Raw genomic sequence first — 23,296 nt, 5'->3', positions numbered from 1 at the left:
CCGGCCTGACCCGGCTGCGCGAGGCCTTCGACCGGCTGCGCCCGCGACTCGTCACCTTCTACGATCCCAGCGGCGTCGAACTCTTCGACCTCCCGGACGCGCCCCGCCCCGCCGCCGACACCGCGGCCCCGCCGCGCTTCCTGCCCGAGTTCGACAACCTGCTCCTCTCCCACGCCGCCCGCACCCGGGTCGTACCGGCCGAGTACTGGGGCCGCGCCTGGCAGGGCAACGTCGCCCACCGCACGTTCCTCGTCGACGGCTTTCTCGCCGGGGTCTGGAAGATCGACGACGGCGACGGCCACCTCGTCGTCGAACCCTTCGGCCGACTGACCAAGGCCCAGCGCGACGAGGTCACCGCCGAAGGGGCGCGGATGCTCGACACCATGCACAAGGGGACGTCGTACGACATCCGGTTCGGGACCGTCGTAGGGCAGTAGAGGTCAGGGCGGTAGAGGTTCAGTCCGCGCGGCCCGTCACCGCGACCGTCACGCCCAGGCCGATCATCGTGAAGCCGCCCGCGCCGCCGATCAGGGACAGGCGGCGGTCGGAGCCGGCGAACCAGGTGCGGGCAGCCGAGGCCGTCAGGCCCCACAGGGTGTCCGTGACCAGGCCGATGGAGATCGGGATCAGGCCCAACAGGAGCATCTGGAGCGGGACATGGCCCGCCGAGTGGTTCACGAACTGGGGGAGCACGGCGGCGAAGAACACCACGCCCTTGGGGTTCGTGACGCCGACCAGGGCGCCGTCCAAAACCGTGCGGAGGTCGCCGCGCGGCTCCGTGGCGGCGGCCGTCCGCATCGCCGACGCCTTCAGGTCCTTGCGGTGGCGGAAGGCCTGGACCCCGAGGTACACGAGGTAGGCCGCGCCCGCGAGTTTCACCGTCAGGTAGATCGCGACCGAGCGTTCGACGAGCGAGCCGATACCGAACGCCACCGCCGTCACCAGCAGGTACGAGCCGAAGACGTTGCCGATCGCCGTCGCCACCGCCGTACGGCGGCCGTGGGCGAGCGCGCGGCCGATGACGAACAGGACGCTCGGCCCCGGGATCACGATCACCAGCAACGACATCGCCGCGAAGGCGAGGAAACGGTCCGTGGACACCATGGCCATCACTCCCATCAGGGCGCTCATTGAAACAGGAGTCCAGGAGCCCCCTCTAGAGTCGGACCCATGGAATTGCGGCAGCTCACGTACTTCGTCGCGGTCGCCGAGGAGCTGCACTTCGGGCGGGCCGCCGAGCGGTTGCACATCGTGCAGTCGGCGGTCAGTCAGCAAGTCCGGCGGCTGGAGCGGGAGTTGGGCGCCGAGCTGTTCGACAGGTCGCCCCGGCGGGTGCGGCTGACGGGGGCGGGGGAGCGGCTGCTGCCCGAGGCGCGGGCGGTGCTGGCCGCCGCCGAGCGGGCCCGTGCCGCCGTCGCGCCGCCGCCGGGGCTGCGGATCGGGACCAGTACCGGGCTCGGCGCGCATCTGGACCGGGTCCTCGGCGCGTTCGCCGAGCGGGCACCGGACGTGCCCGTCGAGCTGTTCTCGCTGCCCGTCGGGGAGCGGCTCGCGCGGGTCGCGGGTGGGCAGCTGGACGCCGCGTTCGTCCGGGCCGTGGAGCCGGTGCCGGGCGTACGGGTGCTGCCCCTGTGGCCCGATCCCCTTGTCGCAGCCGTCCCCGCCTCGCATCCGCTGGCCCGGCGCCCCGAGATCCGCGTCGACGAACTGGCCGCGCTGCCCCTCGCCCTCACCGAGCGGCGGAACAACCCGGCACTGGTCGATCTCGTCGTCGGCGCCTGTCACCGGGCAGGCTTCGAACCGCTGCCCGGACCGGTGAGCGGGTCCCTCCAGGACACCCTCGCCACCATCGGCACCCGCCCGCTGTGGACCGTCGTCTACGGCTCCCACGCGCGCGTGCTGCACCACCCGCGTGTGGCCTTCGTGCCGTTCGCGGCGCCGGGGCTGGCCCTCTCGACGGGGCTCGCCGTGCATGCCACGCGGACGCCCCCGCATCTCGACACCCTGCTGCTGGCCTGCGGCGATCACGAGAACTGATCGCTGCGGTCGCGAGCTGCTTCTTGGTCGGGGACGGCCGACGCGATGAACTGGAGTCACCGAACAGGAGCCAGACTCAAGGGAGTTCAGCATGCCCATCGTGACCATCCAGCAGGGACCGCGTGACGTCGAGCTGAAGCGAGACCTCGTCAAGCGGGTCACCGACGCCTTCGTCGACGCGTACAAGATCCCCGCCGAGACCGTGCAGGTGTGGATCCACGAGGTGCCCGCCGACAGCTGGGGAGCGGCGGGACAGCTCATCGCCGACAAGTAGCCGGACCACTTGTCCCGCACATGGATAGGGTGCGTTGCGGGCTGCTCGTGGAAGCCCGCAACGCACCCTGGTTCTTCCCTGAGGTGTACTCAGGAGACCTTCCGGGTTACGAGTTGACCTGTGTGGTCACCAGGGTGGAGAACGTGGTCAGCCGGGTGTAGACACCCGGGTAGCCCGCCTCGGCACACCCCTCGCCCCAAGAAGTGATCCCTGCCAGGACGCCCCCGATGAGCAGGGGACCGCCGCTGTCGCCCTGGCAGGTGTCTACGCCGCCGGATGTGTATCCGGCGCAAACCATGTCGGACGCGATGAAGTCCGAACCGTAGGAGCTCTTGCAGCTGGTGTCGGACACGATCGGCACGGTCGCCGTCCGCAGCTGGTTGGAGGAGCTGCCGTTCTCCGAGGTGGTGCCCCAGCCGAGGATGCGGGCGGTGGTGCCGGCCGCGTACACGCTGGTCTGGGAGGAGGAGACGTACGACGCCGTGGTGTACGGCATCGAGGTCGAGAGGGTCAGCACGGCCACGTCGTCGCCGTTGGTGGCGTCGGTGTAGCTGGGGTTGATCCAGATCTTGCTGACCTTGCTGACGGTGCCGTTCGTACCGTTGAGGTAGGTACGGCCGCCGACCACGCGCACGCTGCTGGTGGTCTCGCCGACCATACAGTGAGCCGCGGTGATCACCTTGGTGGCGGAGACGAGCGTGCCGCCGCAGAACTGGTTCTGCGAGGCGTCCGTGATCTGCATGACGAACGGGTACGACGTCGTCGTGGTCGTGGAACCGCCGACGATGGGCTGGGGGGCTGCCACAGCGGTGGGGGCGCTGAGCAGTGCGGTCGCTGCGGCAGCGGCGGCTGCTACGACGACTGCGGTGGTTCTCTTGGCGCGGTTGAGCCCGAACATGAGTCTCCTCATTAGGGTTGCCGGTGGGGGGTCGCGCGGGTGTGGGGGTGTGCAACGGGGGTCGCGGGACCGACCCCCGTATGCCCGGGCGAGCGGCACACCCATAAGCTAGAACCAGGCACACCCTGCTCCCAATGAGGGAACCCCCTAGGGGAGTTGGGCAGGGAAAACCCTCGGTCGCCGCACAGTTAACCCGTAGGGTCCTCAGTTCGGACGGCGCCCCGCCGCCAGTCGGACGATATCCACCCGCGAGCGGATCCCCAGCTTCCGGTAGACCCTGGTCAGCGTGGCCTCGACCGTCTTGACGCTGATGAACAGCCGGGCGGCGATCTCCCGGTTGGTGGCGCCCTCCATGACGAGCGCGGCGACCTGACGCTCCATCGAGGCCAGCCCGTCGAGTCCGTCCAGGGCGGGCGGCGCGGGGGTGGCCGCGGGCGCGGGCTCCGGCGGGCGGGTGACGGCGGCCTCGTCCACCTGGCGCAGCCAGGGCAGCGCCCGGCAGCGGCGGAAGAGGCGGGTCGCCTCGTCGTACGACGTGGGGCCGGGCTGTCCGGTGCGCAGCGACGCCAGCGCGAAGGCGGCGCGGGCCTCCTCCAGGCCGTAGCCGAGTTTGGCGAGCCGGTCCTGAACGGACGTCAGTTGTGCCACGGCGGCGTCGTGTTCGCCGCGGGCCGCGCGCACCAGGGCCTCGGCGCGGTCGAGTACGGCGAGGACGCTCTCGCGGCCGAGCCGCAGGGCGCGTTCGCGGGTCACGTCGATGACGTCCTGGGCCTCGGCGGTCTCGCCGATCCGCACGAGGGCCTCGGCGAGGTCGCCGTGCCAGCGTCCGCGTGCCGGGTCGGTCACCTTGAGAGCCTGCTCCAGTTCGCGGACCCGGCGCAGCGAGCGGACGGTCCCGTGGGCGTCCCCGGCGACCAACTGGGCGTATCCCAGGGCACCGAGGGCCCGGGACAGATACATCTGGTCGCCGTCCTCCTCGGCGTGCTCGACCGCCTCCCGGGCCAGGGCGAGGGCTTCCTCGACGTCTCCGCCGGAGGCCTCGGCGAGCGCGGTGAGCATCGCGGACGCGGTCTGGCCGATGCCGGAGTCGCGGGCCAGCCTGAGGCCCTCGCGGGCCAGGTCGAGGGCGCGGCCGCAGTGCCCGGAGCGCAGTTCGGTCTCGGCGAAGCCGCGCAGGAAGTGCACCTCGCTCTCCACCGAGCCGCGCCGCCGCACCTCGCGCAGCAGCGCGGTGATGGTGGCGCGGGCCTCCGGCAGCTGATCGCTCATCACCAGCCAGCGGAAGCGGGCCGAACCGGCGCCGTTGTGATGGCACGCCACTCTCGGGTCCTGGGGTTCCTTCAGCGCGCGCTTGATGGTGAGGGGTGCGTCCGGATGGCCCATCAGGGTCTCGGCCTGTGCCTGGAAGGAGAGCGCGAGGAGTTCGGTGCGCCGGTCGCCGGCGAGCGCGGCGAGTTCGGCGGAGCGCGCGGTCTCCGCCCGTGCCTCGGCGAAGTCGCCCTCCACGAGCAGGGCGCGCCAGGCCAGTTGGTACCGGACCAGGGCGAGCAGCCGGGGGTCGTCGCCCGCGTCGGCGAGGGCCTGCGGGAAGACGGCGTCGACGTCCGCCATGGAGTGGCCGGCCGTGTCGATGACGATGATCCAGGCCCGCACCCGCTCGGCGGGCACCGAGGTCCGGGTCAGCACCTCGCGCGCGATGTCCCGGGCGAGGTCCAGCTCGCCCGCGGTGATCGCGTCCTCGGAGGCCTGCAACCGCCGCTCGTCGGGCCCGGGCACGCTGTCGCCCGGAGTGTGCCGGGCGGCCAGCAGTCCGAGGGAGGCGGCGACCGAGGGCGCCCCGCGGTCACGGGCGAGGGTGGCGGCCTCGGCGAGCCGGGCGGCGACCTCCGGGTCGGTGCCGGTGGTCGCGAGGGCGAGGTGCCGGGCGCGCTCGATGGGGTCGGAGGCCGCGGTGGACAGCGCCGCGTGCGCGGCCCGCCGCTCCTGCGCGGGGGCCTCCGCGTACAGGGCGGCGGAGATCAGCGGGTGCGCGAACCGTACGGCGGGACCCTCGGGTTCCGTTGCCAGCAGGCCGAGTTCGGCGGCCTGGGCGGTCTCGGCCTCGGCGTTCTCGCGGCCCGCGGTCTGGAGCAGGGCCACGGTCGGACGGGCGCCGGCGCTCGCGACCAGCAGGGTGCGGCGGGCCTCGGCGGGCAGCATGTCGAGCCGGCTCAGCACCAACGCGCGTAGTGACGTCGGCACGGGCAGCGGCTCGCCGGGTCTCGGCGGGGTCGGGTTCTCGGCGAGGGCGCGGCCCAGCTCCAGCGCGAACAGCGGGTTGCCGCCGCTGGTGCGGTGGATCTCGCGGACCGTGGAGCGGGGCAGTCCGGTGTAGCCGCGGTCGTCGAGCAGCGCGGAGACCTGGGCTCGGGAGAGCGGGTTGAGCCGGAACGCGAGGGTGTCCGGCGGCGAGGCGTTCAGATAGCGGTCGTACTCCTGGCCCTCGGTGCGCACCGCGAAGATCATCTGCACCTGGGTGTCGCCGAGGCGGCGGGCGGCGAAGCCGAGAAGCTCCGCGCTGGCCGGGTCCAGCCACTGCAGGTCGTCCGCCACGACGAGGACGGGGCCGTCGGTGGCGAGTGCGCGCAGCGCGGACAGGACGGCGAGGCGCAGCGCGAGTCCGTCGCGCTGGAGGGAGGACTCGCCGCGTCCGGTGAGCGCGGATTCCAGTGCCGTGCGCTGGGCGGCGGGCAGCCGCTCGGACACCTCGTCGAGGACCAGACCGAGGAGGTCGGCGAGGGCCAGGAAGGGGAGGTGCGATTCGGACTCCGTGGCCGAGCAGCGCAACACGGTCCGCGCCGAGTCGCCGTATTCCGCGCTCAGCGCCCGCAGGACGGTCGACTTTCCTATTCCGGCGGGGCCGTGGAGCAGCACACTGCCACCGCCGGCGAGCTGCTCACGGGCGGCGTTGAACATCTCCTCCCGGCCGATGACCAGGTCGGGGCGGCATCTGGCAGGCTCCTTGAAGTCCCGTCGCACGGTCACCGCTCCCCTCGTGTCGTGTCCGGGCCAATATTAGGCAATCAGTCCTTGAAATTCGGATGGACGGGGTCGTGAGGGAAATAACAACCGTGTGACAGGAGGAAATTCAAAGCTCCGATGAATGAATAGACGGCCCTCACCGGAGCCGGTCCCCGGGCCCGCACCCGGGCCCGTCTCATGGCAGCACCCCCGCCCGCCGGGCCGCCACCACGGCCTCGCCGCGGGTGTGCGCGCCCAGCTTCCGCATCGCCGAGCGCAGATACGCCTTCACCGTCTCCGGCCGTAGCCCGAGCCGCTCCGCCGCCACCGCGTTCGTCGCCCCGGCCGCCACACACGCCAGTACGTCCAGTTCCCGGGGCGCCAGTTCCACCTCCCCGGAGGCCGCCTCGGCGGTCAACAGGCCGCAGGCGTCCAGGAGTTCGGCCCGCAGCGCCGGATCCGGGATGCGCGGGGCCAGCGCCCGCAGCGCCGCGTGCGCCTCCCGGACCTGCTCCCACACCGCGCTCGCCGCCGGGTCGGGCGCCGGTGCCGGACGGGCCGCGCTCAGCAGCTCCCGCACCTCCTCCCGGACCACCAGCGCCTGTTCCACGTCCCTGGCCGCCTCCATCGCCGCGCTCAGCATCCGGTCGCCCAACGGCTGGGCGGTGCGCAGCGCGCCGTAGAGGACACCGCGCACCCGGCGTCGTACGACGACCGGGACCGCGAGGATCGCGCGCAGGCCCTCGGCCGCCACCGGGGCGTCGTACTCGTGGCTGATCTGGCGGGAGGCGGAGTAGTCCAGGACGGCGCACGGGCGGGCGAGGGCGACGGCCTTGCCGCCGAGGCCGTTGCCCGAGTTCACCGCGAGGGCGCGCAGCGACGGGGTCAGCGTGCCGCTCAGTTCGCTGATGCGCATCTGCTGCCGGCCGCTCTCCACCAGGCCGCCGAAGGCGACCGGCAGCCCCGTGCCGCGCCGGAGCCGTACCAGTGCCGCCTGAATCTCCACCATCCCCGCCGCGTCCGTCGCCACCCGCTTGCCCCTTCATTGCGGCCGTTCCGCTGCACACACCCCCGTACGGGGGTAGTGAGACCCACATCACGGATTACACGATGTCAGAGAGCCGCCCGGCAATGGTCCGGTTACTAGGAGGACAGATGACCACGGCTAGCGAGTCGTTCCGTAGTGCGCGGGATTTCCTGTTGGCGCATCGCGAGGACTATGCCACGGCCTACGAGGGTTTCTCCTGGCCCCGGCCCGAGCACTTCAACTGGGCGTTCGACTGGTTCGACGTCATCGCCGACGGCAACGGCGCCACCGCGCTGCACATCGTCGAGGAGGACGGCCGCGAGATCCAGCTGTCCTTCGGTGAACTGTCCGTCCGCTCCGACCAGGCCGCGCACTGGCTGCGCACCCGGGGCGTCCGCGCCGAGGACCGGATCCTGGTCATGCTCGGCAACCAGACCGAACTGTGGATCACCGCCCTCGCGGCGATGAAGCTCGGCGCCGTCGTCATCCCGGCCACCCCGCTGCTCGGCCCCGCCGACCTGCGCGACCGCGTCGACCGCGGCCGGGTCCGGCATGTGATCGTGCGCTCCGAGGACACCGGAAAGTTCGACCAGGTCCCGGGCGACTACACCCGCGTCGCGGTCGGCGCGGAGCGGCCCGGCTGGCTGGACTTCCAGGAGATCTGGGACACCTCCGCCTCCCTCTTCGTACGGGACCCCGCCCCGACCCTGGCCGACGACCCGCTGATGCTCTACTTCACCTCGGGCACCACCGCCCACCCCAAGCTGGTCGAGCACACCCACACCTCGTACCCGATCGGCCACCTGGCCACCATGTACTGGATCGGCCTCCAGCCCGGCGACGTGCACCTCAACATCTCCTCGCCCGGCTGGGCCAAGCACGCCTGGTCGAACCTGTTCGCGCCCTGGAACGCCGAGGCGACCGTCTTCATCCACAACTACACGCGCTTCGACCCGGTCCGGCTGATGGCCGAGATGGACCGCGCGGGCGTCACCACGTTCTGCGCCCCGCCGACCGTGTGGCGGATGCTCATCCAGGCCGACCTGACCCAGCTGCGCACCCCGCCCCGCGAGGCCCTGGCGGCGGGCGAGCCGCTGAATCCCGAGGTCATCGAGCAGGTCCGGCGGGCCTGGGGCGTCACCATCCGGGACGGATTCGGGCAGACGGAGACCGCCGTGCAGGTCGCCAACAGCCCCGGCCAGCCGCTGAAGACGGGTTCGATGGGCCGGCCGAGCCCCGGCTACCGCGTCGAACTCCTCGACCCGATCTCGGGTGCCCCGGGCGCGACCGAGGGCGAGATCGCGCTCGACCTGTCCAACCGTCCCGTGGGCCTGATGACCGGCTACCACGGAGACCCGGACCGTACGACGGAGGCGATGGCCGGCGGCTACTACCGCACCGGCGACATCGGCTCCCGCGACGAGGACGGCTACATCACCTACGTCGGCCGGTCCGACGACGTCTTCAAGGCCTCCGACTACAAGATCTCCCCGTTCGAGCTGGAGAGCGCGCTGCTGGAGCACGAGGCGGTGGCCGAGGCCGCCGTGGTGCCCGCGCCGGACGAACTGCGGCTCGCCGTACCGAAGGCGTACGTCGTGCTCGCGGCGGGCTGGGAGCCGGGGCCCGACACCGCGAAGGTGCTGTTCGAGCACTCGCGGGACGTCCTCGCCCCCTACAAGCGCATCCGGCGGCTGGAGTTCGGCGAGCTGCCCAAGACCGTCTCCGGCAAGATCCGCCGGATCGAACTGCGCGAGGCGACGGCCGCGGGGTCGGACGCCGAGTACCGCGAGGAGGACTTCCGATGAACTCGCCGACGACCTCGCCGATGAACTCGTACAGCCATGGAACCAGCGGGACTTCACTCCTCGGCGACACCATCGGGACCAACCTCGACCGGGCGGTCGCCGCCTGGCCCGACCGCGAGGCGCTGGTCGACGTGCCGTCCGGGCGGCGCTGGACGTACGCCCAATTCGCCGCCGATGTCGACCGGTTGGCGCACGCGCTGCTCGCGAGCGGGGTGGCGAAGGGCGACCGGGTCGGGATCTGGGCGGTCAACTGCCCCGAGTGGGTGCTCGTCCAGTACGCCACCGCCCGCATCGGCGCGGTCATGGTGAACATCAACCCGGCCTACCGCACCCACGAGGTCGAGTACGTCCTCCGGCAGGCGGGCATCTCGGTCCTGTTCTCCTCGGTCGCCCACAAGAGCAGCGACTACCGGGCGATGGTCGGCCAAGTGCGGGGAAAGTGCCCGGAGTTGCGCGAGGTCGTGTACATCGGCGACCCGAGCTGGGACGCGCTGCTGAGCCGGGGCACGGGTGACGAGCCGTACCCGGAACTGTCCTGCGACGACCCCATCAACATCCAGTACACCTCGGGCACGACCGGCTTCCCCAAGGGCGCCACCCTCTCCCACCACAACATCCTCAACAACGGTTATTTCGTGGGCGAGTCGATCACCTACACCGAGCAGGACCGGGTCTGTATCCCGGTGCCCTTCTACCACTGCTTCGGCATGGTGATGGGCAACCTGGCGGCGACCTCGCACGGCGCGTGCATGGTGATCCCGGCCCCGTCGTTCGACCCGGCGGCGACCCTGAAGGCCGTACAGCAGGAGCGGTGCACATCGCTCTACGGCGTACCGACCATGTTCATCGCGGAGTTGAACCTCCCCGACTTCGCGAGCTACGACCTCTCCTCGCTCCGCACCGGCATCATGGCGGGCTCACCCTGCCCGGTCGAGGTGATGAAACGGGTGGTCGCCGAGATGCACATGGCGGAGGTGTCCATCTGCTACGGCATGACGGAGACGTCCCCGGTCTCGCTCCAGACGCGGCGGGAGGACGACCTGGAGCACCGCACGGGCACGGTCGGCCGGGTGCTGCCCCACCTGGAGGTCAAGGTCGTGGACCCGGCCACCGGTGTCACCCAACCCCGGGGCACGGCAGGGGAGTTGTGCACCCGCGGCTACAGCGTGATGCTCGGCTACTGGAACGAGCCCGAGAAGACCGCAGAGGCGATCGACGCCGGCCGCTGGATGCACACGGGTGACCTCGCGATGATGCGGGAGGACGGTTACGTCGAGATCGTCGGCCGCATCAAGGACATGATCATCCGGGGCGGCGAGAACATCTACCCGCGCGAGATCGAGGAGTTCCTCTACGCCCACCCGAGGATCGCCGACGTCCAGGTGGTCGGAGTGCCCCACGAGCGCTACGGCGAGGAGGTGCTGGCCTGCGTCATCCCACGCGACCCGGCCGCCCCGCCGACCCTGGAGGAACTCCGCGCCTTCTGCGAGAACAGACTGGCCCACTACAAGATCCCGACCCTGCTCCAGATCATGGACACCTTCCCGATGACGGTCTCGGGAAAGGTACGCAAGATCGAACTGCGCGAACGGGCGGTCCGGGACAGCCGACCTGGGGCCAACTCCTCGCAGTAGCCGTCGAACTAACCGCCCGCCGCGTCGAGTTGGTCGGCCGGGTCGCTCACCGGCCGGGGTGCCCGAGGACGTTCCGGGGCGGAGCCGGCGGTCCGCGGCGGGTTCTCGTGACGCTGCCCCGGCCGGGTGGCCGTGGGCTCCGTCCCGGACCGTTCCGCAGCCGGTCCGGTCCACCGGGGTCCGGCCGTCGACTGTCGCCGGCCGCCGCGAAGCGGCCGAGGTCGTCGCGGCCCTCGAACTAACCGCCCGCCGCGTCGAGTTGGTCGGCCGGTTCGTTCATCGGCTGGGGGGTGCCCGTGAGGTCGAGGACGAAGAGGGGGACGCCGAGGGCGTCGGCGCGGACTCGGGCGTCGTCGGCGTAGCCGGCCAGGGAGAAGTAGACGCAGCCCGTGGACTCCGTCATCGCCGTCAGCCACAGGCACTCCACGTCCCGGAGTGAAGCGGGGCGCACGGTGGGGTCCACCTGCGCCAGGATGCCGCGGGCGGCCAGGCCGATGCCGGACGGGGGCCGCTGGTCGGCACGGCGGATGTCGCGATAGCCGAGCCAGCGCAGATAGAGCGCGGCGGCCGTGACCGCGTCGCGCGCGGTGCGGATCGTGACGGGCTGGAACGCGGGCCGGTCCCGGGTGCCGGCGTCGACCATGGCGACGCTCGCGGCCGGCTGCGCCGGCGGCTCCTCCCCGGCGACGGGAATCCGCAGCAGGGTCCCGCACGGGCAGCCCAGCTCCGGGTACGGCCACTCGTCCAGCCGCCCACAGGCCTCGCAGCGCACCGCGATCCAGTCCTCGTCCCAGACCCGGTGGCTCACGACCGTGGCCGCGCCGCGCGGATCGAGCGGCGGGGCCACGGGGGCACCGCAGACACAGGGATAGGACGGCGCGGCATAGACGTGCTCACGTCGGCAGGCCGGACAGCGCACCGGCACGCTCTCGGACATGCGCCCCATCGTCCTCCTGGAAACCCCTGCTTGTCCGTCTCTTGACGGCCTTCGTGCCTCCACTTACATTTCTTCCAGATAGTAGAATCTATTTTCCACAATGCGGAAGTCATTGTGGAGCTCAATGTGGAACTCAATGCGGAACTGCTCACCGCGGGGCGCGACGGTGACGCGAATCCGACAGCCGAAGCAGGAGTACTCCATGGCTCGTATGACCGCTGCCCGCGCGGCAGTCGAGATCCTCAAGCGCGAGGGCGTCAGCGACGCGTTCGGCGTCCCCGGCGCGGCGATCAACCCCTTCTATGCCGCCCTCAAGGCCGCCGGCGGTATCCACCACACCCTCGCCCGGCATGTCGAGGGCGCCTCGCACATGGCCGAGGGCTACACCCGTACCCGCCCCGGCAACATCGGCGTCTGCATCGGCACCTCGGGCCCGGCCGGCACCGACATGATCACCGGCCTCTACTCCGCGACCGGCGACTCCATCCCGATCCTCTGCATCACGGGCCAGGCCCCGACCTCCGTGATCCACAAGGAGGACTTCCAGGCCGTCGACATCGCCTCCATCGCGGGACCGGTCACGAAGATGGCGGTCACCGTCCTGGAGGCGGCCCAGGTCCCCGGCGTCTTCCAGCAGGCCTTCCACCTGATGCGCTCGGGCCGCCCCGGCCCGGTCCTCGTCGACCTGCCGATCGACGTCCAGCTCACCGAGATCGAGTTCGACCCGGAGACGTACGAGCCGCTGCCGGTCTACAAACCGGCCGCGACCCGCCCCCAGATAGAGAAGGCGCTCGCGCTCCTCAACGCCTCCGAACGGCCGCTGATCGTCGCCGGCGGCGGTGTCATCAACGCCGACGCGGCCGAACTCCTCGTCGAGTTCGCCGAGTTGACCGGCGTCCCGGTCGTCCCGACCCTGATGGGCTGGGGCGCCCTGCCCGACGACCACGAGCTGAACGCCGGCATGGTCGGCCTCCAGACCTCGCACCGCTACGGCAACGCGACCTTCCTGGAGTCCGACTTCGTCCTCGGCATCGGCAACCGCTGGGCCAACCGCCACACCGGCAAGCTGGACGTCTACACCGCCGGACGCACCTTCGTCCACGTCGACATCGAGCCCACCCAGATCGGCCGGATCTTCGCCCCCGACTACGGCATCGCCTCCGACGCGAAGGCGGCGCTGAAGCTCTTCGTGGACGTGGCAAGGGAGTCGAAGGCCGCAGGCAGCCTGCCCGACCGCTCCGCCTGGGCGGCCTCGGCGCAGGAGAAGAGGTCGACTCTCCAGCGCCGTACGCACTTCGACGACATCCCGATCAAACCGCAGCGCGTCTACGAGGAGATGAACAAGGCCTTCGGCCCGGAGACCCGGTACGTCTCCACGATCGGCCTCTCGCAGATCGCCGGCGCCCAGATGCTGCACGTCTACCGCCCCCGCCACTGGATCAACTGCGGCCAGGCGGGCCCCCTCGGCTGGACGATCCCGGCCGCGCTCGGTGTCGCCAAGGCCGACCCGGAGGCGTCCGTCGTCGCGCTCTCCGGCGACTACGACTTCCAGTTCATGATCGAGGAACTGGCGGTCGGCGCCCAGCACCGCATCCCCTACGTCCATGTCCTGGTGAACAACGCCTACTTGGGCCTCATCCGGCAGGCGCAGCTCGGCCTGGACATCAACTTCCAGGTCAACCTGGAATTCGAGAACATCAACTCCCCTGAGCTGGGCGTCTACGGCGTCGACCACGTCAAGGTCGTCGAGGGCCTGGGCTGCAAGGCGATCCGGGTCACCGACCCCGCCGACCTCGGCACCGCCTTCGAGCAGGCCAAGAAGCTCGCCGCGGAGTTCCGCGTGCCGGTCGTCGTCGAGGCGATCCTGGAGCGCGTCACCAACATCTCGATGAGCCGGACGAACGACATCGGCGAGGTGGTGGAGTTCGAGGAGATCGCGACCGAGCCCGGCCACGCGCCGACGTCGATCAGGACGCTGAAGGTCTGAGACCGCGGGAGAGGAACAGGGGGCCGTCCTTGAGGGACGGCCCCCTTTCTTGTGTGGGGCTGCGTTGTCGATCGCGGGCCTACCGATCGTGGTGCTCCGACAACCCCGGCCAGTCCTCCGGCCCGCCGCCCTGCCACTCGATGAGATCGCTCTCCTCGACCTCGATCCGGTCCAGGTCGGCCAGCCGCAGGATCTCGACGACGTCGTCCAGGTGGGAGGCGAGGCCGAGCGTCTCGTCGCCGGTGGTGACCCGACGGGAGCCGTCCAGGGCCGGTGGGTGGACCACGATGTGCGGAAACTCCGTCGGTGGTTGTGTCATGCGTCAAGGCTCCTGCGAGTACGGCGGATCCGCACCCGGAAACGCAGAAGAGCGCCGTCTCCGGCGCTCGTCCTGATGGCCGTCCGACGGCGCGAGGCTGGGCGCGACAGGACGTTCGCGCCGCCGGACGGGGTCATGGGGAGGGGTGCTTCGGGTCGGTGCCACGGGCCGGTGCCACGGGCCGGTGTTTCGGCTGGGACCGCGGCGGTCGCGACGGAACCGGGGCTCCTTCTCTCAGGTCGAGAAGGAGGTCCCGGGACCTTCACCACCGCACTGGCTCGCACTCCGCCGCGGTCCTGGCCCCGCCCGCGCCGTGCCGGCGACCACCCCTCATCCGGGTCGTCCGGCACACACGGGCCGTCTGTGGTTCTCGGTCCGGCATGATTCCGGGCGGCGCCACCGCCTGGGCGCGACAGGACAGATGTCGGCGACGGCACCGCCCGGAAGTCTCAGAGCTGCGCGCCCGAGAGGCGCTCTACGGCGCGCAGCAGCGCCGAGTGGTCCAGGCCGCCGTCGCCCTGCGCCCGCAGGGACGCGACGAGTTGGGCCACCACCGCGCCGACCGGGAGGGCCGCGCCGACGTTGCGGGCCGCGTCCGTGACGATGCCCATGTCCTTGTGGTGCAGGTCGATCCGGAAGCCCGGCTTGAAGTCGCGGTGGAGGAAGTTGTCCTTCTTCCGCGTCAGCACGGTCGATCCCGCGAGCCCGCCGTTGAGGACGTCGAGGGCGGCGGCCAGGTCCACGCCCGACTTCTCCAGGAAGACCACGGCCTCGGCGCACGCCTGGATGTTCACGGCGACGATCAGCTGGTTGGCGGCCTTCACGGTCTGGCCGGAGCCGTGCGGACCGCACAGCACGATGGTCCTGCCGAGCGCGTCGAAGATCGGCCGCGCCTCGTCGAAGTCGGCCCGGTCGCCGCCGACCATGATGGACAGCACGGCCTCGATCGCACCGGCCTCACCGCCCGACACGGGGGCGTCCAGGACCCGAATTCCCTTGTCCGCGGCGGCCTTTGCGAGGTCGACCGAGGTCTGCGGGGTGATCGACGACATGTCGATCAGCAGGGCGCCGGCGCGCGTGTTCTCCAGGATGCCGTCCGGGCCGTAGGCGATGGCCTCGACCTGCGGGGACGCGGGCACCATCGTGATCACCACGTCGGCGTCGCGCACGGCCTCGGCTATGGAGCCGGCCACGCTGCCGCCGGCGGCGGCCAGGCGGTCCAACTTGTCCTGTTCCAGGGTGAATCCGGTGACGTCGTAGCCCGCCTTGAGCAGGTTCTCGGACATGGGGGAGCCCATGATGCCGAGGCCTATCCAGGCGACCTTGGGGAGCTTGCTCATCGGAAGTGCCTTTCGGTGAAGGTCAGTTGGGCAGCCAGTCGAAGGCCTCGGCGCTCGGGCGGTCGCCGGGCTTGTACTCCAGGCCCACCCAGCCGTCGTAACCGGCCTTCCTCAGCTGGTCGAGGAGGTCTTCGAGGGGGAGGGTGCCGGTGCCGGGGGCGCCGCGGCCCGGGTTGTCCGCGATCTGCACATGGCCGGTCTTCGCCGCGAACTCCTCGATCACCGAAGGGAGTTCCTCGCCGTTCATGGACAGGTGGTAGAGGTCCATGAGGAAGCGCGCGTTGCCGAGGCCGGTCGCGGCGTTCACCTTGTCGACGATTCCCACGGCTGCGGGGGCGCTGACGAGCGGGTACAGCGGCGACTCGGGCTTGTTGAGTGCCTCGATCAGGAGGATCGCGCCGATCCGGTCGGCCGCGCGGGCCGCGAGGGTCAGGTTCTCCAGCGCGAGCGCGTCCTGCTCGGCCGGGTCGACGCCCGCGACACGGTTGCCGTAGAGCGCGTTGAGCGCCGTGGCGCCGAGCGAGCCCGCGAAGTCGGCGGCCACGTCGATGTTCGCGCGGAACCGCTCCGACTCCTCGCCCGGGATCGACAGGGCGCCGCGGTCCGGCCCCGGCAGCTGTCCGGCGTAGAAGTTCAGGCCGGTGAGCTGGACGCCCGCGTCCTCCAACGCCCGCTTGAGGGCGTCGAGTTCGGACGGCGCGGGGGTGGGGGAGTCGACCCAGGGCCACCACAGCTCGACCGCGCTGAAGCCCGCCGCGGCTGCTGCGGCGGGGCGTTCCAGGAGCGGGAGTTCGGTGAAGAGGATCGACAGGTTGACGTTGAAGCGCTGGTCTGCGGCTGTGTCCCACTTAAATGCCGGCATCGGGGCGCTCCTTCCGCATCGTGGAATATCGTTTCTGCTTAATGGAAGATTGCCGTCGGGTGTCGGAGCTTGTCAAGGGGGCTCGGCGGAAAACGGCGCCGCGCGTTAGGTTGTGCGCGTGCGATTGCGAGTGGAGTTCACGACAGAGCCCTTCGACCTCGACGAGGCCCCCGCGCATGCGCTGGTCGCCAGGGAGGTCATCGAGGGGGCGGAGCTGGACGCCGTGGACGTCGGGCCGTTCGGCAACACGGCCGAGGGCGGCACCGACGCGGTGCTCACCGCCGTCGACGCGCTGCTGCGCCGGACCCTGGAGGCCGGTGCCACCCGGATCTCGCTCCAGCTCAACGTGATCGGCGAGGGCGACCGGTGACCGGCCTCGGGGACGAGCCCTTCATCACGGCCGTGAAACCGCTGGTCGACGCGATGGGCGGCGAGCTGGTCCCGCCCGACGAGGCCGGCCCCGACGACGTCGTGCTCGCCTGGGAGGGCGCCGACGTGGTCGCCGTACGCCTGCCGCAGCTCGCGGACTCGCTGGACCACATCCTGGCCGCCATGGAGCGCAAGAAGGGCAAGCCCCTCGCGGACCTGGACCGCAAGGCCAAGCAGGAGGTCGTACGGATACTGGAGGCGCGCGGCGCCTTCTCCGTACGGCACGGCGTGGAGACCGTGGCGAGCGCCCTCGGGGTCAGCCGGTTCACCGTGTACAACTACCTGAACCGCGAGAAGGAGAGCTGAGCCGCTCCCCGCTTGTTACCCCGAATTTTCAACAAAGTGTTGACGTGGTGTTGCCGAGGGGCGTTAGCTACAGCCAGCCCGATCAGCACAAGGCCACGGAGGCTCCCGTGACGTCGACATCCACGCCGCCGGGCCTCGCCCGGTTCAATGCCCTGGAGGAGCACGCGGCCCTCGCCGCCCTCCTGGAGGTGTGCGCATCCACGGCGTGGGCACGGCGACTGCTCGCAGGCCGTCCGTACGGCGGACCCGAGAACCTCTACGCCGAGAGCGACGCCGCGATGGCCGACCTGACCGCCGAGGATCTCGGCGAGGCGATGGCCGGCCACCCGCCGATCGGTCGCCCCAAGCCCGGCGACCCCACCTCCGCCCGCGAACAGCGCGGCATGGCGGGCGCCTCCGAGGAGCTCAGGGCGGAGATGCTCGACCTCAACCTGGCGTACCAGGAGAGGTTCGGCCATGTCTTCCTGATCTGCGCCACCGGCCGCACCGGCGAGCAGATGCGCGACGCGGTCAGGGAACGGATCGGCAACCCGCCGGAGCGGGAACGCGAGATCGTCCGCACCGAGTTGGGGAAGATCAACCGCATCCGGCTGGCCAAGCTCGTAGAGGAAGAAGCGGCATGAGCAGCAGCACCACCGCCTCGGTGTCCACGCACATCCTGGACACCAGCATCGGCCGCCCCGCCGTCGGCGTCGCCGTCCAACTCGCCGCCCGCAGTGGTGCGTCGGCGGACTGGCAGGCGCTCGGCGGTTCCGCGACCGACGCGGACGGGCGGTGCAAGGATCTTCCGGCGCTGCCGGCGGGCACCACACACGTGCGGCTCGACTTCGCGGTGGAGCCGTACTTCGAGCGTTCAGACGACAAGCAAGCCGATGCGCAGCAGGACGCCCCCGCGAATCGGGACAGCGGTACGACCGGAGTGTTCTTCCCGGAGGTGGCGATCACGTTCGCCGTCCAGCCCGGGGAGCACTACCACGTACCGCTGCTGCTCAACCCGTTCGGCTACTCCGTATACCGAGGGAGCTAGCAGACATGCCCACGATTCTTGGACAGAACCAGTACGGCAAAGCAGAGAACCGAGTCGTCAAGATCACGCGGGACGGCGCCACCCACCACATCAAGGATCTGAACGTCTCCGTGTCGCTGAGCGGCGACATGGACGAGGTCCACTACTCCGGCTCGAACGCCAACGTGCTGCCGACCGACACCACCAAGAACACGGTGTACGCGTTCGCCAAGGAGCACGGCATCGAGTCCGCCGAGCAGTTCGGCATCCACCTCGCCCGGCACTTCGTGACCAGCCAGGAGCCGATCAAGAACGCGCGGATCCGGATAGAGGAGTACGCCTGGGAGCGTACGACAGGGGGCCACTCCTTCGTCCGCAAGGGCCAGGAGACCCGGCTCACCCAGATCACCTACGACGGCCGGAGCTGGGAAGTCGTCTCCGGGCTCAAGGACTTGACGGTGCTCAACTCGACGGACTCCGAGTTCTGGGGCTACGTCAAGGACAAGTACACGACCCTCCCCGAGGCCTACGACCGCATCCTCGCGACCGAGGTCTCCGGGCGCTGGCGCTTCAACTGGTCCGACGACGCACAGGAGATGCCCGACTGGGAGACCTCCTACGAGCGGACCAGGCAGCACATGCTCCAGGCCTTCGCCGAGACGTACTCGCTCTCGCTCCAGCAGACCCTGTACCAGATGGGTTCGCGGATCATCGACAACCGCGACGAGATAGACGAGGTCCGCTTCTCGCTCCCCAACAAGCACCATTTCCTTGTGGACCTGGCGCCGTTCGGGCTGAAGAACGACAACGAGGTCTACCTCGCCGCCGACCGCCCCTACGGCCTGATCGAGGCGACCGTCCTGCGGGACGGCCGTGAGGCGAAGATCCCGGCTGACCTCACCAACCTCTGAAGGACCCACCATGGCAGCCGTTGAGCGCATCGTCATCGAGAACTGTTCCATCGCCACCGTCGACGCCCAGGACACCGAGTACGCCACCGGGTATGTCGTCATCGCCGGCAACCGCATCGAGTCGCTCGGCGCGGGCAAGGCCCCCGAGGGGCTCACCGATGTGGTCCGGCGCATCGACGCGAGCGGTCACCTGGTGACCCCCGGCCTGGTCAACACCCACCACCACTTCTACCAGTGGATCACCCGGGGCCTGGCCACCGACCACAACCTCTTCGACTGGCTCGTCGCGCTGTACCCGACCTGGGCGCGCATCGACGAGCCGATGGTCCGCGCCGCCGCGCAGGGCTCGCTCGCGATGATGGCGCGCGGCGGGGTGACCACCGCGATGGACCACCACTACGTCTTCCCGAAGGGCTCCGGCGACCTCTCCGGCGCCATCATCGGCGCCGCCCGCGAGATGGGCGTCCGCTTCACGCTGGCCCGCGGCTCCATGGACCGCAGCGAGAAGGACGGCGGACTGCCGCCCGACTTCGCCGTCGAGACCCTGGAGGGCGCCCTCGCCGCGACCGAGGCGACGGTACGGGAGCACCACGACGCCTCCTTCGACGCGATGACCCAGGTCGCCGTGGCCCCCTGCTCACCGTTCTCCGTGTCGACCGAACTCCTCAAGCAGGGCGCCGAGTTGGCCCGCAGGCTCGGGGTGCGGCTGCACACGCACGGCTCGGAGACGGTCGAGGAGGAGCAGTTCTGCAAGGAGCTGTTCGGCATGGGCCCGACCGACTACTTCGAGTCCACCGGCTGGCTCGGCGAAGACGTGTGGATGGCGCACTGCGTCCACATGAACGACTCCGACATCGCCGCCTTCGCCCGCACGAAGACCGGTGTCGCCCACTGCCCCTCGTCCAACGCCCGCCTCGCCGCCGGTATCGCCCGCGTCCCCGACATGCTCGCCGCCGGCGTCCCGGTCGGCCTCGGCGTCGACGGCACCGCCTCGAACGAGTCCGGCGAACTCCACACCGAACTGCGCAACGCGCTCCTGATCAACCGCCTCGGCGCCCACCGCGAAGCGGCCCTGAACGCCCGTCAGGCGCTGCGCCTCGGAACCTACGGCGGCGCCCAAGTCCTGGGCCGCGCAAACGAGATCGGCTCCCTGGAGCCGGGCAAGCTGGCCGACCTGGTGCTGTGGAACCTGGACACCCTGGCCCATGCCTCGATCGCCGACCCGGTGACCGCGCTGGTCTTCGGCGCGGCGGCCCCGGTCACCGCGTCGTTCGTGAACGGCCGTCAGATCGTCGACAACAACCACCTGTTGCACGTCGACGAGGACGCCATCGCCCGCGCGACACGGGAAGAGGCCCGGCGGCTGGCGCGGATCGCCGCACAGGGCTGAGCAGTTGGCGGTTCGGCCGGTAGGCGGGTGTCGTCGCCCCGCCGCTGATCCGGTCGGCCGATCCATGATCTCCGGTTGAGGGGGACGGCCCTCATCCGGTGGCCGTGGCCGGGGCGTGCACGGACGTGTGCGCCCCGGAACGGCTTTACCCATCCCTTTTGTTGGGTTCCGTCCTCCGGTCCCGCACGACCGCGCACCACCTCCACAAAACCCACGTCAGAGCCGACGTGTTAGCTGACCCGGAGGAACCGAGTGACCGCTCACCCCGTCGACGAGAAACTACCCGCACTCAAGATGGCCACCACGGGCCTGCAGCACGTGGCCGCCATGTACGCGGGTGTCGTCGCCCCGCCGCTGATCGTCGGGGCGGCCGTCGGCCTCTCCGGCACCGAACTCACCTTCCTCACCGGCGCGTGCCTCTTCACCGCGGGTCTCGCCACCTTCCTGCAGACCATCGGGATCTGGAAGATCGGCGCCCGGCTGCCCTTCGTCAACGGCGTCACCTTCGCCGGGGTCGCCCCGATGACCGCGATCGCCGCCTCCACCGAGGACAAGTCCGACGCGCTGCCCGTGATCTTCGGCGCGGTGATCGTCGCCGGCCTGCTCGGGTTCCTCGCCGCCCCCTTCTTCAGCAGGGCGGTCCGCTTCTTCCCGCCGGTCGTCACCGGCACCGTGATCACCCTCATAGGCGTGTCCCTGCTGCCGGTCGCCTTCGGCTGGGCGCAGGGGCCCGACCCCTCGGCACACGACTACGGTTCGACGACCAACCTGGGACTCGCGGCGGCGACCCTCGTCGTCGTGCTGGTCCTCCGCTGCTTCACCCGCGGCTTCGCCAGGCAAGTGGCCGTCCTGCTCGGCCTGTTGATCGGCACGCTCCTCGCGATCCCCTTCGGCGCAACGGACTTCGGCCCGGTCACCGACGCCGACGTGATCGGCTTCCCCACCCCCTTCCACTTCGGCGCACCGCAGTTCCAGCTCGCCGCGATCGTCTCCATGTGCGTCGTGATGGTGGTCTCGATGACCGAATCCACCGCGGACATGCTGGCGTTGGGCGAGATCGTCGAACGCCCGGCGGACGAGGCGACCATCGCCGCGGGCCTGCGCGCCGACACCCTCGGCTCGGCGATCAGCCCCCTCTTCAACGGCTTCATGTGCAGCGCCTTCGCCCAGAACATCGGTCTGGTCGCCATGACCCGCATCCGCAGCCGGTACGTCGTCGCCACCGGCGGCGGCTTCCTGGCGCTGATGGGCCTGTGCCCGACGGCCGCGTCGCTCATCGCCGTCGTACCGCGCCCGGTGCTGGGCGGCGCGGGCGTCGTCCTGTTCGGCTCGGTCGCCGCGAGCGGCATCCAGACCCTGGTCAAGGCGGGCCTCGAGAAGGGCGACAACGTCCTGGTCGTGGCGGTCTCGCTGGCCGTCGGCATCATCCCGATCACGGCACCGGACTTCTACCACGCGTTCCCGCAGACGATCAGGATCGTCCTCGACTCCGGCATCTCCACAGGCTGCGTGGCGGCGGTGACCCTGAACCTGGTCTTCAACCACCTCGGCCGACGGCAGAAGACACAGGAGGCAGCCGACACCGGCAGGCTCCTCCCGTACGGCGTCGGCGAGTCACGGTGAACTCCCCTGCCACACCATGAGGTTGGCGAACAGCTCGGCCTGTTCGATCGCGTCGTCGAGAGCGTGGTGGGTGTGGCGCCGCCGGGACAGCAGCTCCCGCGGCATCGTGCCCTTGGCGACGGCACGCAGCGGCAGCCGGGCCTTCGCCGCGTACAGCGTCTTCATGTCGAGGCAGCCGGAGTGCCCGAAGGGGCTCACGCCGGTGAAGCGGACCAGGTACCAGTACAGGAACATCCAGTCGTACGACGCCGGGTAGCCGCACATCACCGGCTGGGCGCCCACGGCGACTTCGCGTACCCAGGTGCTGAACTCGGCGAGCGCGACGCCAGGTTCCGCACCCTCGCGCCCGAGGCGCTCCCGGTCGAGTCCGCTCACCGCCAGCGCCTCCGGTACGAACTCTTCGCCGATCGGCCGCAGTTCACGGTAGAAGGTCAGCTTCTCCGGGTCCGCCGCGGTGAACCCGTCGGCGTCCTGCGCCCCGGCGACGGCCGCGCCGAGGCTCAGCATGGAGTATGGGCCCGGGATCGGACCGTCGGCTTCGATGTCGACGGAGATGTACAGACTGGGCTTGACGCGTCGTGCGGCCATGGGCCGGAGCATCGCAGGTGGACGGGGTGGCCCGCACCCGAATTCAGCCGCCCCGGACCGCCCGGCAGGGCATGGCCTCGGGGAGCCGGCCCGTGAAGTACGACCGGGGCGGGACACCCATCAGGGCGCGGAAGTCGGACGTCATGTGGGACTGGTCGTAGTAGCCGGTGACGGTGGCGAGTTCGGCCCAGGAGAGTTCGGTGGCGTGGGCCACCACGGCACGCACCCGGTTGATACGGGCGTAGTGCTTGGGGGAGAGGCCGACCCCCTCGGCGAAGAGATTGCGCAACTGCCGCTCGCTGACGGCGAGTTCACGGGCGACGGCGGGTACCGGGCCCGGGAGGTGACCCGTGCGGATCGACATCGCGTCGACACCGGCCCGGACGAGTTCGGCGCGCGTGGAGTCCGCGACGGCGGAGAGGCGGGCGGGGACGATATCCGTGAGTCGCCCGATCGCCGCCCCGGGCTCCAACCCGCGCAGCTCCGCGGCCAGTTGGCGGGCGGCCGGGCCGGGCAGCTCGCCCAGGGGCATGGCCCGGCCGACGAGATCGACGGCCGGAACGCCCAGCAACGGCCGTGTCGTGCCCGGCGTCAGCCGCAACTCCGCGCAGCCCACGAGGTGTTTGGCCGCGTGGTACGTGGCCCGGACGCGCGGCCCGACGACGAGGACACTGCGGCGGCCGTTCCCCTCCACACGGACCACCAACTTCGTCGCCGCGTCCGGGAGGTGGACGAACGGCTCCACCGGGAAGCGGTTCACGGTCAGGTCGGCGATGCGCGAGACCCAGGGGCGCAGCTCGTCCGGCAGGGGCAACTCCCGTTCGGACACGTCGGCGTTCGTCACCCCTCCACGGTAAACGCGCCGACGGCCCGCACCGGGTCGCCGAACGTGCCGGAATCTCCTAGGGCCTGTGTGACGTCGT

Annotated in this window: 23 protein-coding genes; 13 read left to right on the top strand and 10 right to left on the bottom strand. The window is 70.7% G+C overall.

Going from position 1 to position 23,296, the window contains the following annotated elements; translation table 11 throughout:
* On the top strand, window positions 1-437 hold a 437-nt coding region (locus tag JHN45_RS35860; RefSeq protein WP_201053528.1), incomplete at its 5' end, for a DNA glycosylase AlkZ-like family protein.
* 19 nt (window positions 438-456) lie between these two features.
* Here the strand turns inward: JHN45_RS35860 and JHN45_RS35855 are convergent.
* Window positions 457-1,104, bottom strand: coding sequence for a LysE family translocator (locus JHN45_RS35855; RefSeq protein ID WP_200717530.1), 648 nt, complete (start codon window positions 1,102-1,104; stop codon window positions 457-459).
* A gap of 66 nt (window positions 1,105-1,170) precedes the next feature.
* On the opposite strand from JHN45_RS35855, the gene JHN45_RS35850 reads away from it, so the two are divergent.
* Both JHN45_RS35850 and dmpI read left to right on the top strand, forming a co-directional pair.
* Complete coding sequence (locus tag JHN45_RS35850; protein WP_200717529.1) at window positions 1,171-2,037, top strand: LysR family transcriptional regulator; 867 nt, start codon at window positions 1,171-1,173, stop codon at window positions 2,035-2,037.
* A gap of 91 nt (window positions 2,038-2,128) precedes the next feature.
* Window positions 2,129-2,311 (top strand): 4-oxalocrotonate tautomerase DmpI, encoded by a 183-nt coding sequence (dmpI, locus tag JHN45_RS35845; RefSeq protein ID WP_200717528.1) that lies wholly within the window; start codon window positions 2,129-2,131, stop codon window positions 2,309-2,311.
* A 106-nt stretch (window positions 2,312-2,417) separates the two neighbouring features.
* Here dmpI and JHN45_RS35840 read toward each other — a convergent pair whose 3' ends face one another.
* The 3 genes from JHN45_RS35840 to JHN45_RS35830 all read right to left on the bottom strand — a co-directional run bounded on the left by JHN45_RS35840 (window position 2,418) and on the right by JHN45_RS35830 (window position 7,239).
* Window positions 2,418-3,209 carry a trypsin-like serine protease gene (locus JHN45_RS35840; protein ID WP_201053526.1) on the bottom strand — a complete coding sequence of 264 codons (792 nt, stop codon included), beginning with the start codon at window positions 3,207-3,209 and terminating at the stop codon, window positions 2,418-2,420.
* A gap of 204 nt (window positions 3,210-3,413) precedes the next feature.
* Window positions 3,414-6,233: an AAA family ATPase gene (locus JHN45_RS35835; RefSeq protein ID WP_201053525.1), complete on the bottom strand. Its 2,820-nt coding sequence runs from the start codon at window positions 6,231-6,233 to the stop codon at window positions 3,414-3,416.
* A 172-nt stretch (window positions 6,234-6,405) separates the two neighbouring features.
* Entirely contained in the window at window positions 6,406-7,239 is an 834-nt protein-coding gene (locus JHN45_RS35830; RefSeq protein WP_201053518.1) for a response regulator transcription factor, read from the bottom strand.
* 125 nt (window positions 7,240-7,364) lie between these two features.
* On the opposite strand from JHN45_RS35830, the gene JHN45_RS35825 reads away from it, so the two are divergent.
* On the top strand, window positions 7,365-9,041 hold the full coding sequence (locus tag JHN45_RS35825) for an AMP-binding protein (RefSeq protein WP_200714182.1): 1,677 nt from the start codon (window positions 7,365-7,367) through the stop codon (window positions 9,039-9,041).
* Window positions 9,042-9,061: 20 nt separating this feature from the next.
* Window positions 9,062-10,675, top strand: coding sequence for an AMP-binding protein (locus tag JHN45_RS35820; protein WP_307783293.1), 1,614 nt, complete (start codon window positions 9,062-9,064; stop codon window positions 10,673-10,675).
* A gap of 238 nt (window positions 10,676-10,913) precedes the next feature.
* Here JHN45_RS35820 and JHN45_RS35815 read toward each other — a convergent pair whose 3' ends face one another.
* Complete coding sequence (locus JHN45_RS35815) at window positions 10,914-11,621, bottom strand: hypothetical protein (protein ID WP_200714184.1); 708 nt, start codon at window positions 11,619-11,621, stop codon at window positions 10,914-10,916.
* A gap of 193 nt (window positions 11,622-11,814) precedes the next feature.
* Here JHN45_RS35815 and gcl point away from each other — a divergent pair, with 193 nt between their 5' ends.
* A complete protein-coding gene (gene gcl, locus JHN45_RS35810; RefSeq protein WP_200714185.1) occupies window positions 11,815-13,599 on the top strand; it encodes a glyoxylate carboligase in 1,785 nt (594 codons plus the stop codon).
* A 79-nt stretch (window positions 13,600-13,678) separates the two neighbouring features.
* On the opposite strand, the gene JHN45_RS35805 is transcribed toward gcl, so the two are convergent.
* From JHN45_RS35805 to JHN45_RS35795, 3 genes are all read right to left on the bottom strand, one after another.
* Window positions 13,679-13,918 (bottom strand): hypothetical protein, encoded by a 240-nt coding sequence (locus JHN45_RS35805; RefSeq protein ID WP_200714186.1) that lies wholly within the window; start codon window positions 13,916-13,918, stop codon window positions 13,679-13,681.
* Window positions 13,919-14,367: 449 nt separating this feature from the next.
* Entirely contained in the window at window positions 14,368-15,258 is an 891-nt protein-coding gene (locus JHN45_RS35800) for a 2-hydroxy-3-oxopropionate reductase (protein ID WP_201053510.1), read from the bottom strand.
* A gap of 22 nt (window positions 15,259-15,280) precedes the next feature.
* Window positions 15,281-16,120, bottom strand: a complete 840-nt coding sequence (locus JHN45_RS35795; protein ID WP_201053502.1) for a TIM barrel protein — start codon at window positions 16,118-16,120, stop codon at window positions 15,281-15,283.
* 118 nt (window positions 16,121-16,238) lie between these two features.
* Between JHN45_RS35795 and JHN45_RS35790 the strand changes: the two genes are divergently transcribed.
* From JHN45_RS35790 to JHN45_RS35760, 7 genes are all read left to right on the top strand, one after another.
* A complete protein-coding gene (locus JHN45_RS35790; protein ID WP_200714189.1) occupies window positions 16,239-16,490 on the top strand; it encodes a hypothetical protein in 252 nt (83 codons plus the stop codon).
* Window positions 16,487-16,855: a helix-turn-helix domain-containing protein gene (locus JHN45_RS35785; protein ID WP_093629992.1), complete on the top strand. Its 369-nt coding sequence runs from the start codon at window positions 16,487-16,489 to the stop codon at window positions 16,853-16,855. The genes JHN45_RS35790 and JHN45_RS35785 overlap by 4 nt, the downstream gene beginning before the upstream one ends.
* Before the next feature lie 107 nt (window positions 16,856-16,962).
* On the top strand, window positions 16,963-17,478 hold the full coding sequence (uraD, locus tag JHN45_RS35780) for a 2-oxo-4-hydroxy-4-carboxy-5-ureidoimidazoline decarboxylase (RefSeq protein ID WP_201053496.1): 516 nt from the start codon (window positions 16,963-16,965) through the stop codon (window positions 17,476-17,478).
* Window positions 17,475-17,882: a hydroxyisourate hydrolase gene (uraH, locus tag JHN45_RS35775; RefSeq protein ID WP_201053489.1), complete on the top strand. Its 408-nt coding sequence runs from the start codon at window positions 17,475-17,477 to the stop codon at window positions 17,880-17,882. Before uraD ends, uraH begins: the two co-directional genes overlap by 4 nt.
* A 5-nt stretch (window positions 17,883-17,887) precedes the next feature.
* Window positions 17,888-18,772 carry a factor-independent urate hydroxylase gene (gene pucL, locus JHN45_RS35770; protein ID WP_201053483.1) on the top strand — a complete coding sequence of 295 codons (885 nt, stop codon included), beginning with the start codon at window positions 17,888-17,890 and terminating at the stop codon, window positions 18,770-18,772.
* Between the two features lie 10 nt (window positions 18,773-18,782).
* The gene (locus JHN45_RS35765) at window positions 18,783-20,162 is read left to right on the top strand and encodes an 8-oxoguanine deaminase (protein WP_201053481.1); all 1,380 of its coding nucleotides are present in this window, start codon (window positions 18,783-18,785) and stop codon (window positions 20,160-20,162) included.
* Window positions 20,163-20,414: 252 nt separating this feature from the next.
* On the top strand, window positions 20,415-21,785 hold the full coding sequence (locus JHN45_RS35760; RefSeq protein WP_201053479.1) for a nucleobase:cation symporter-2 family protein: 1,371 nt from the start codon (window positions 20,415-20,417) through the stop codon (window positions 21,783-21,785).
* Here JHN45_RS35760 and JHN45_RS35755 read toward each other — a convergent pair.
* Together JHN45_RS35755 and JHN45_RS35750 are read right to left on the bottom strand one after the other, a co-directional pair.
* Complete coding sequence (locus JHN45_RS35755; RefSeq protein WP_200714195.1) at window positions 21,777-22,373, bottom strand: exonuclease; 597 nt, start codon at window positions 22,371-22,373, stop codon at window positions 21,777-21,779. The two genes, JHN45_RS35760 and JHN45_RS35755, sit on opposite strands and share 9 nt — an antisense overlap.
* Before the next feature lie 43 nt (window positions 22,374-22,416).
* Window positions 22,417-23,217, bottom strand: a complete 801-nt coding sequence (locus JHN45_RS35750; RefSeq protein WP_201053477.1) for a helix-turn-helix domain-containing protein — start codon at window positions 23,215-23,217, stop codon at window positions 22,417-22,419.
* Between the last annotated feature and the right edge of the window lie 79 nt (window positions 23,218-23,296).

This window comes from Streptomyces sp. MBT53, assembly GCF_016654115.1.
GTDB lineage: Bacteria > Actinomycetota > Actinomycetes > Streptomycetales > Streptomycetaceae > Streptomyces.
This window is presented reverse-complemented; position numbering and strand designations above follow the sequence as displayed.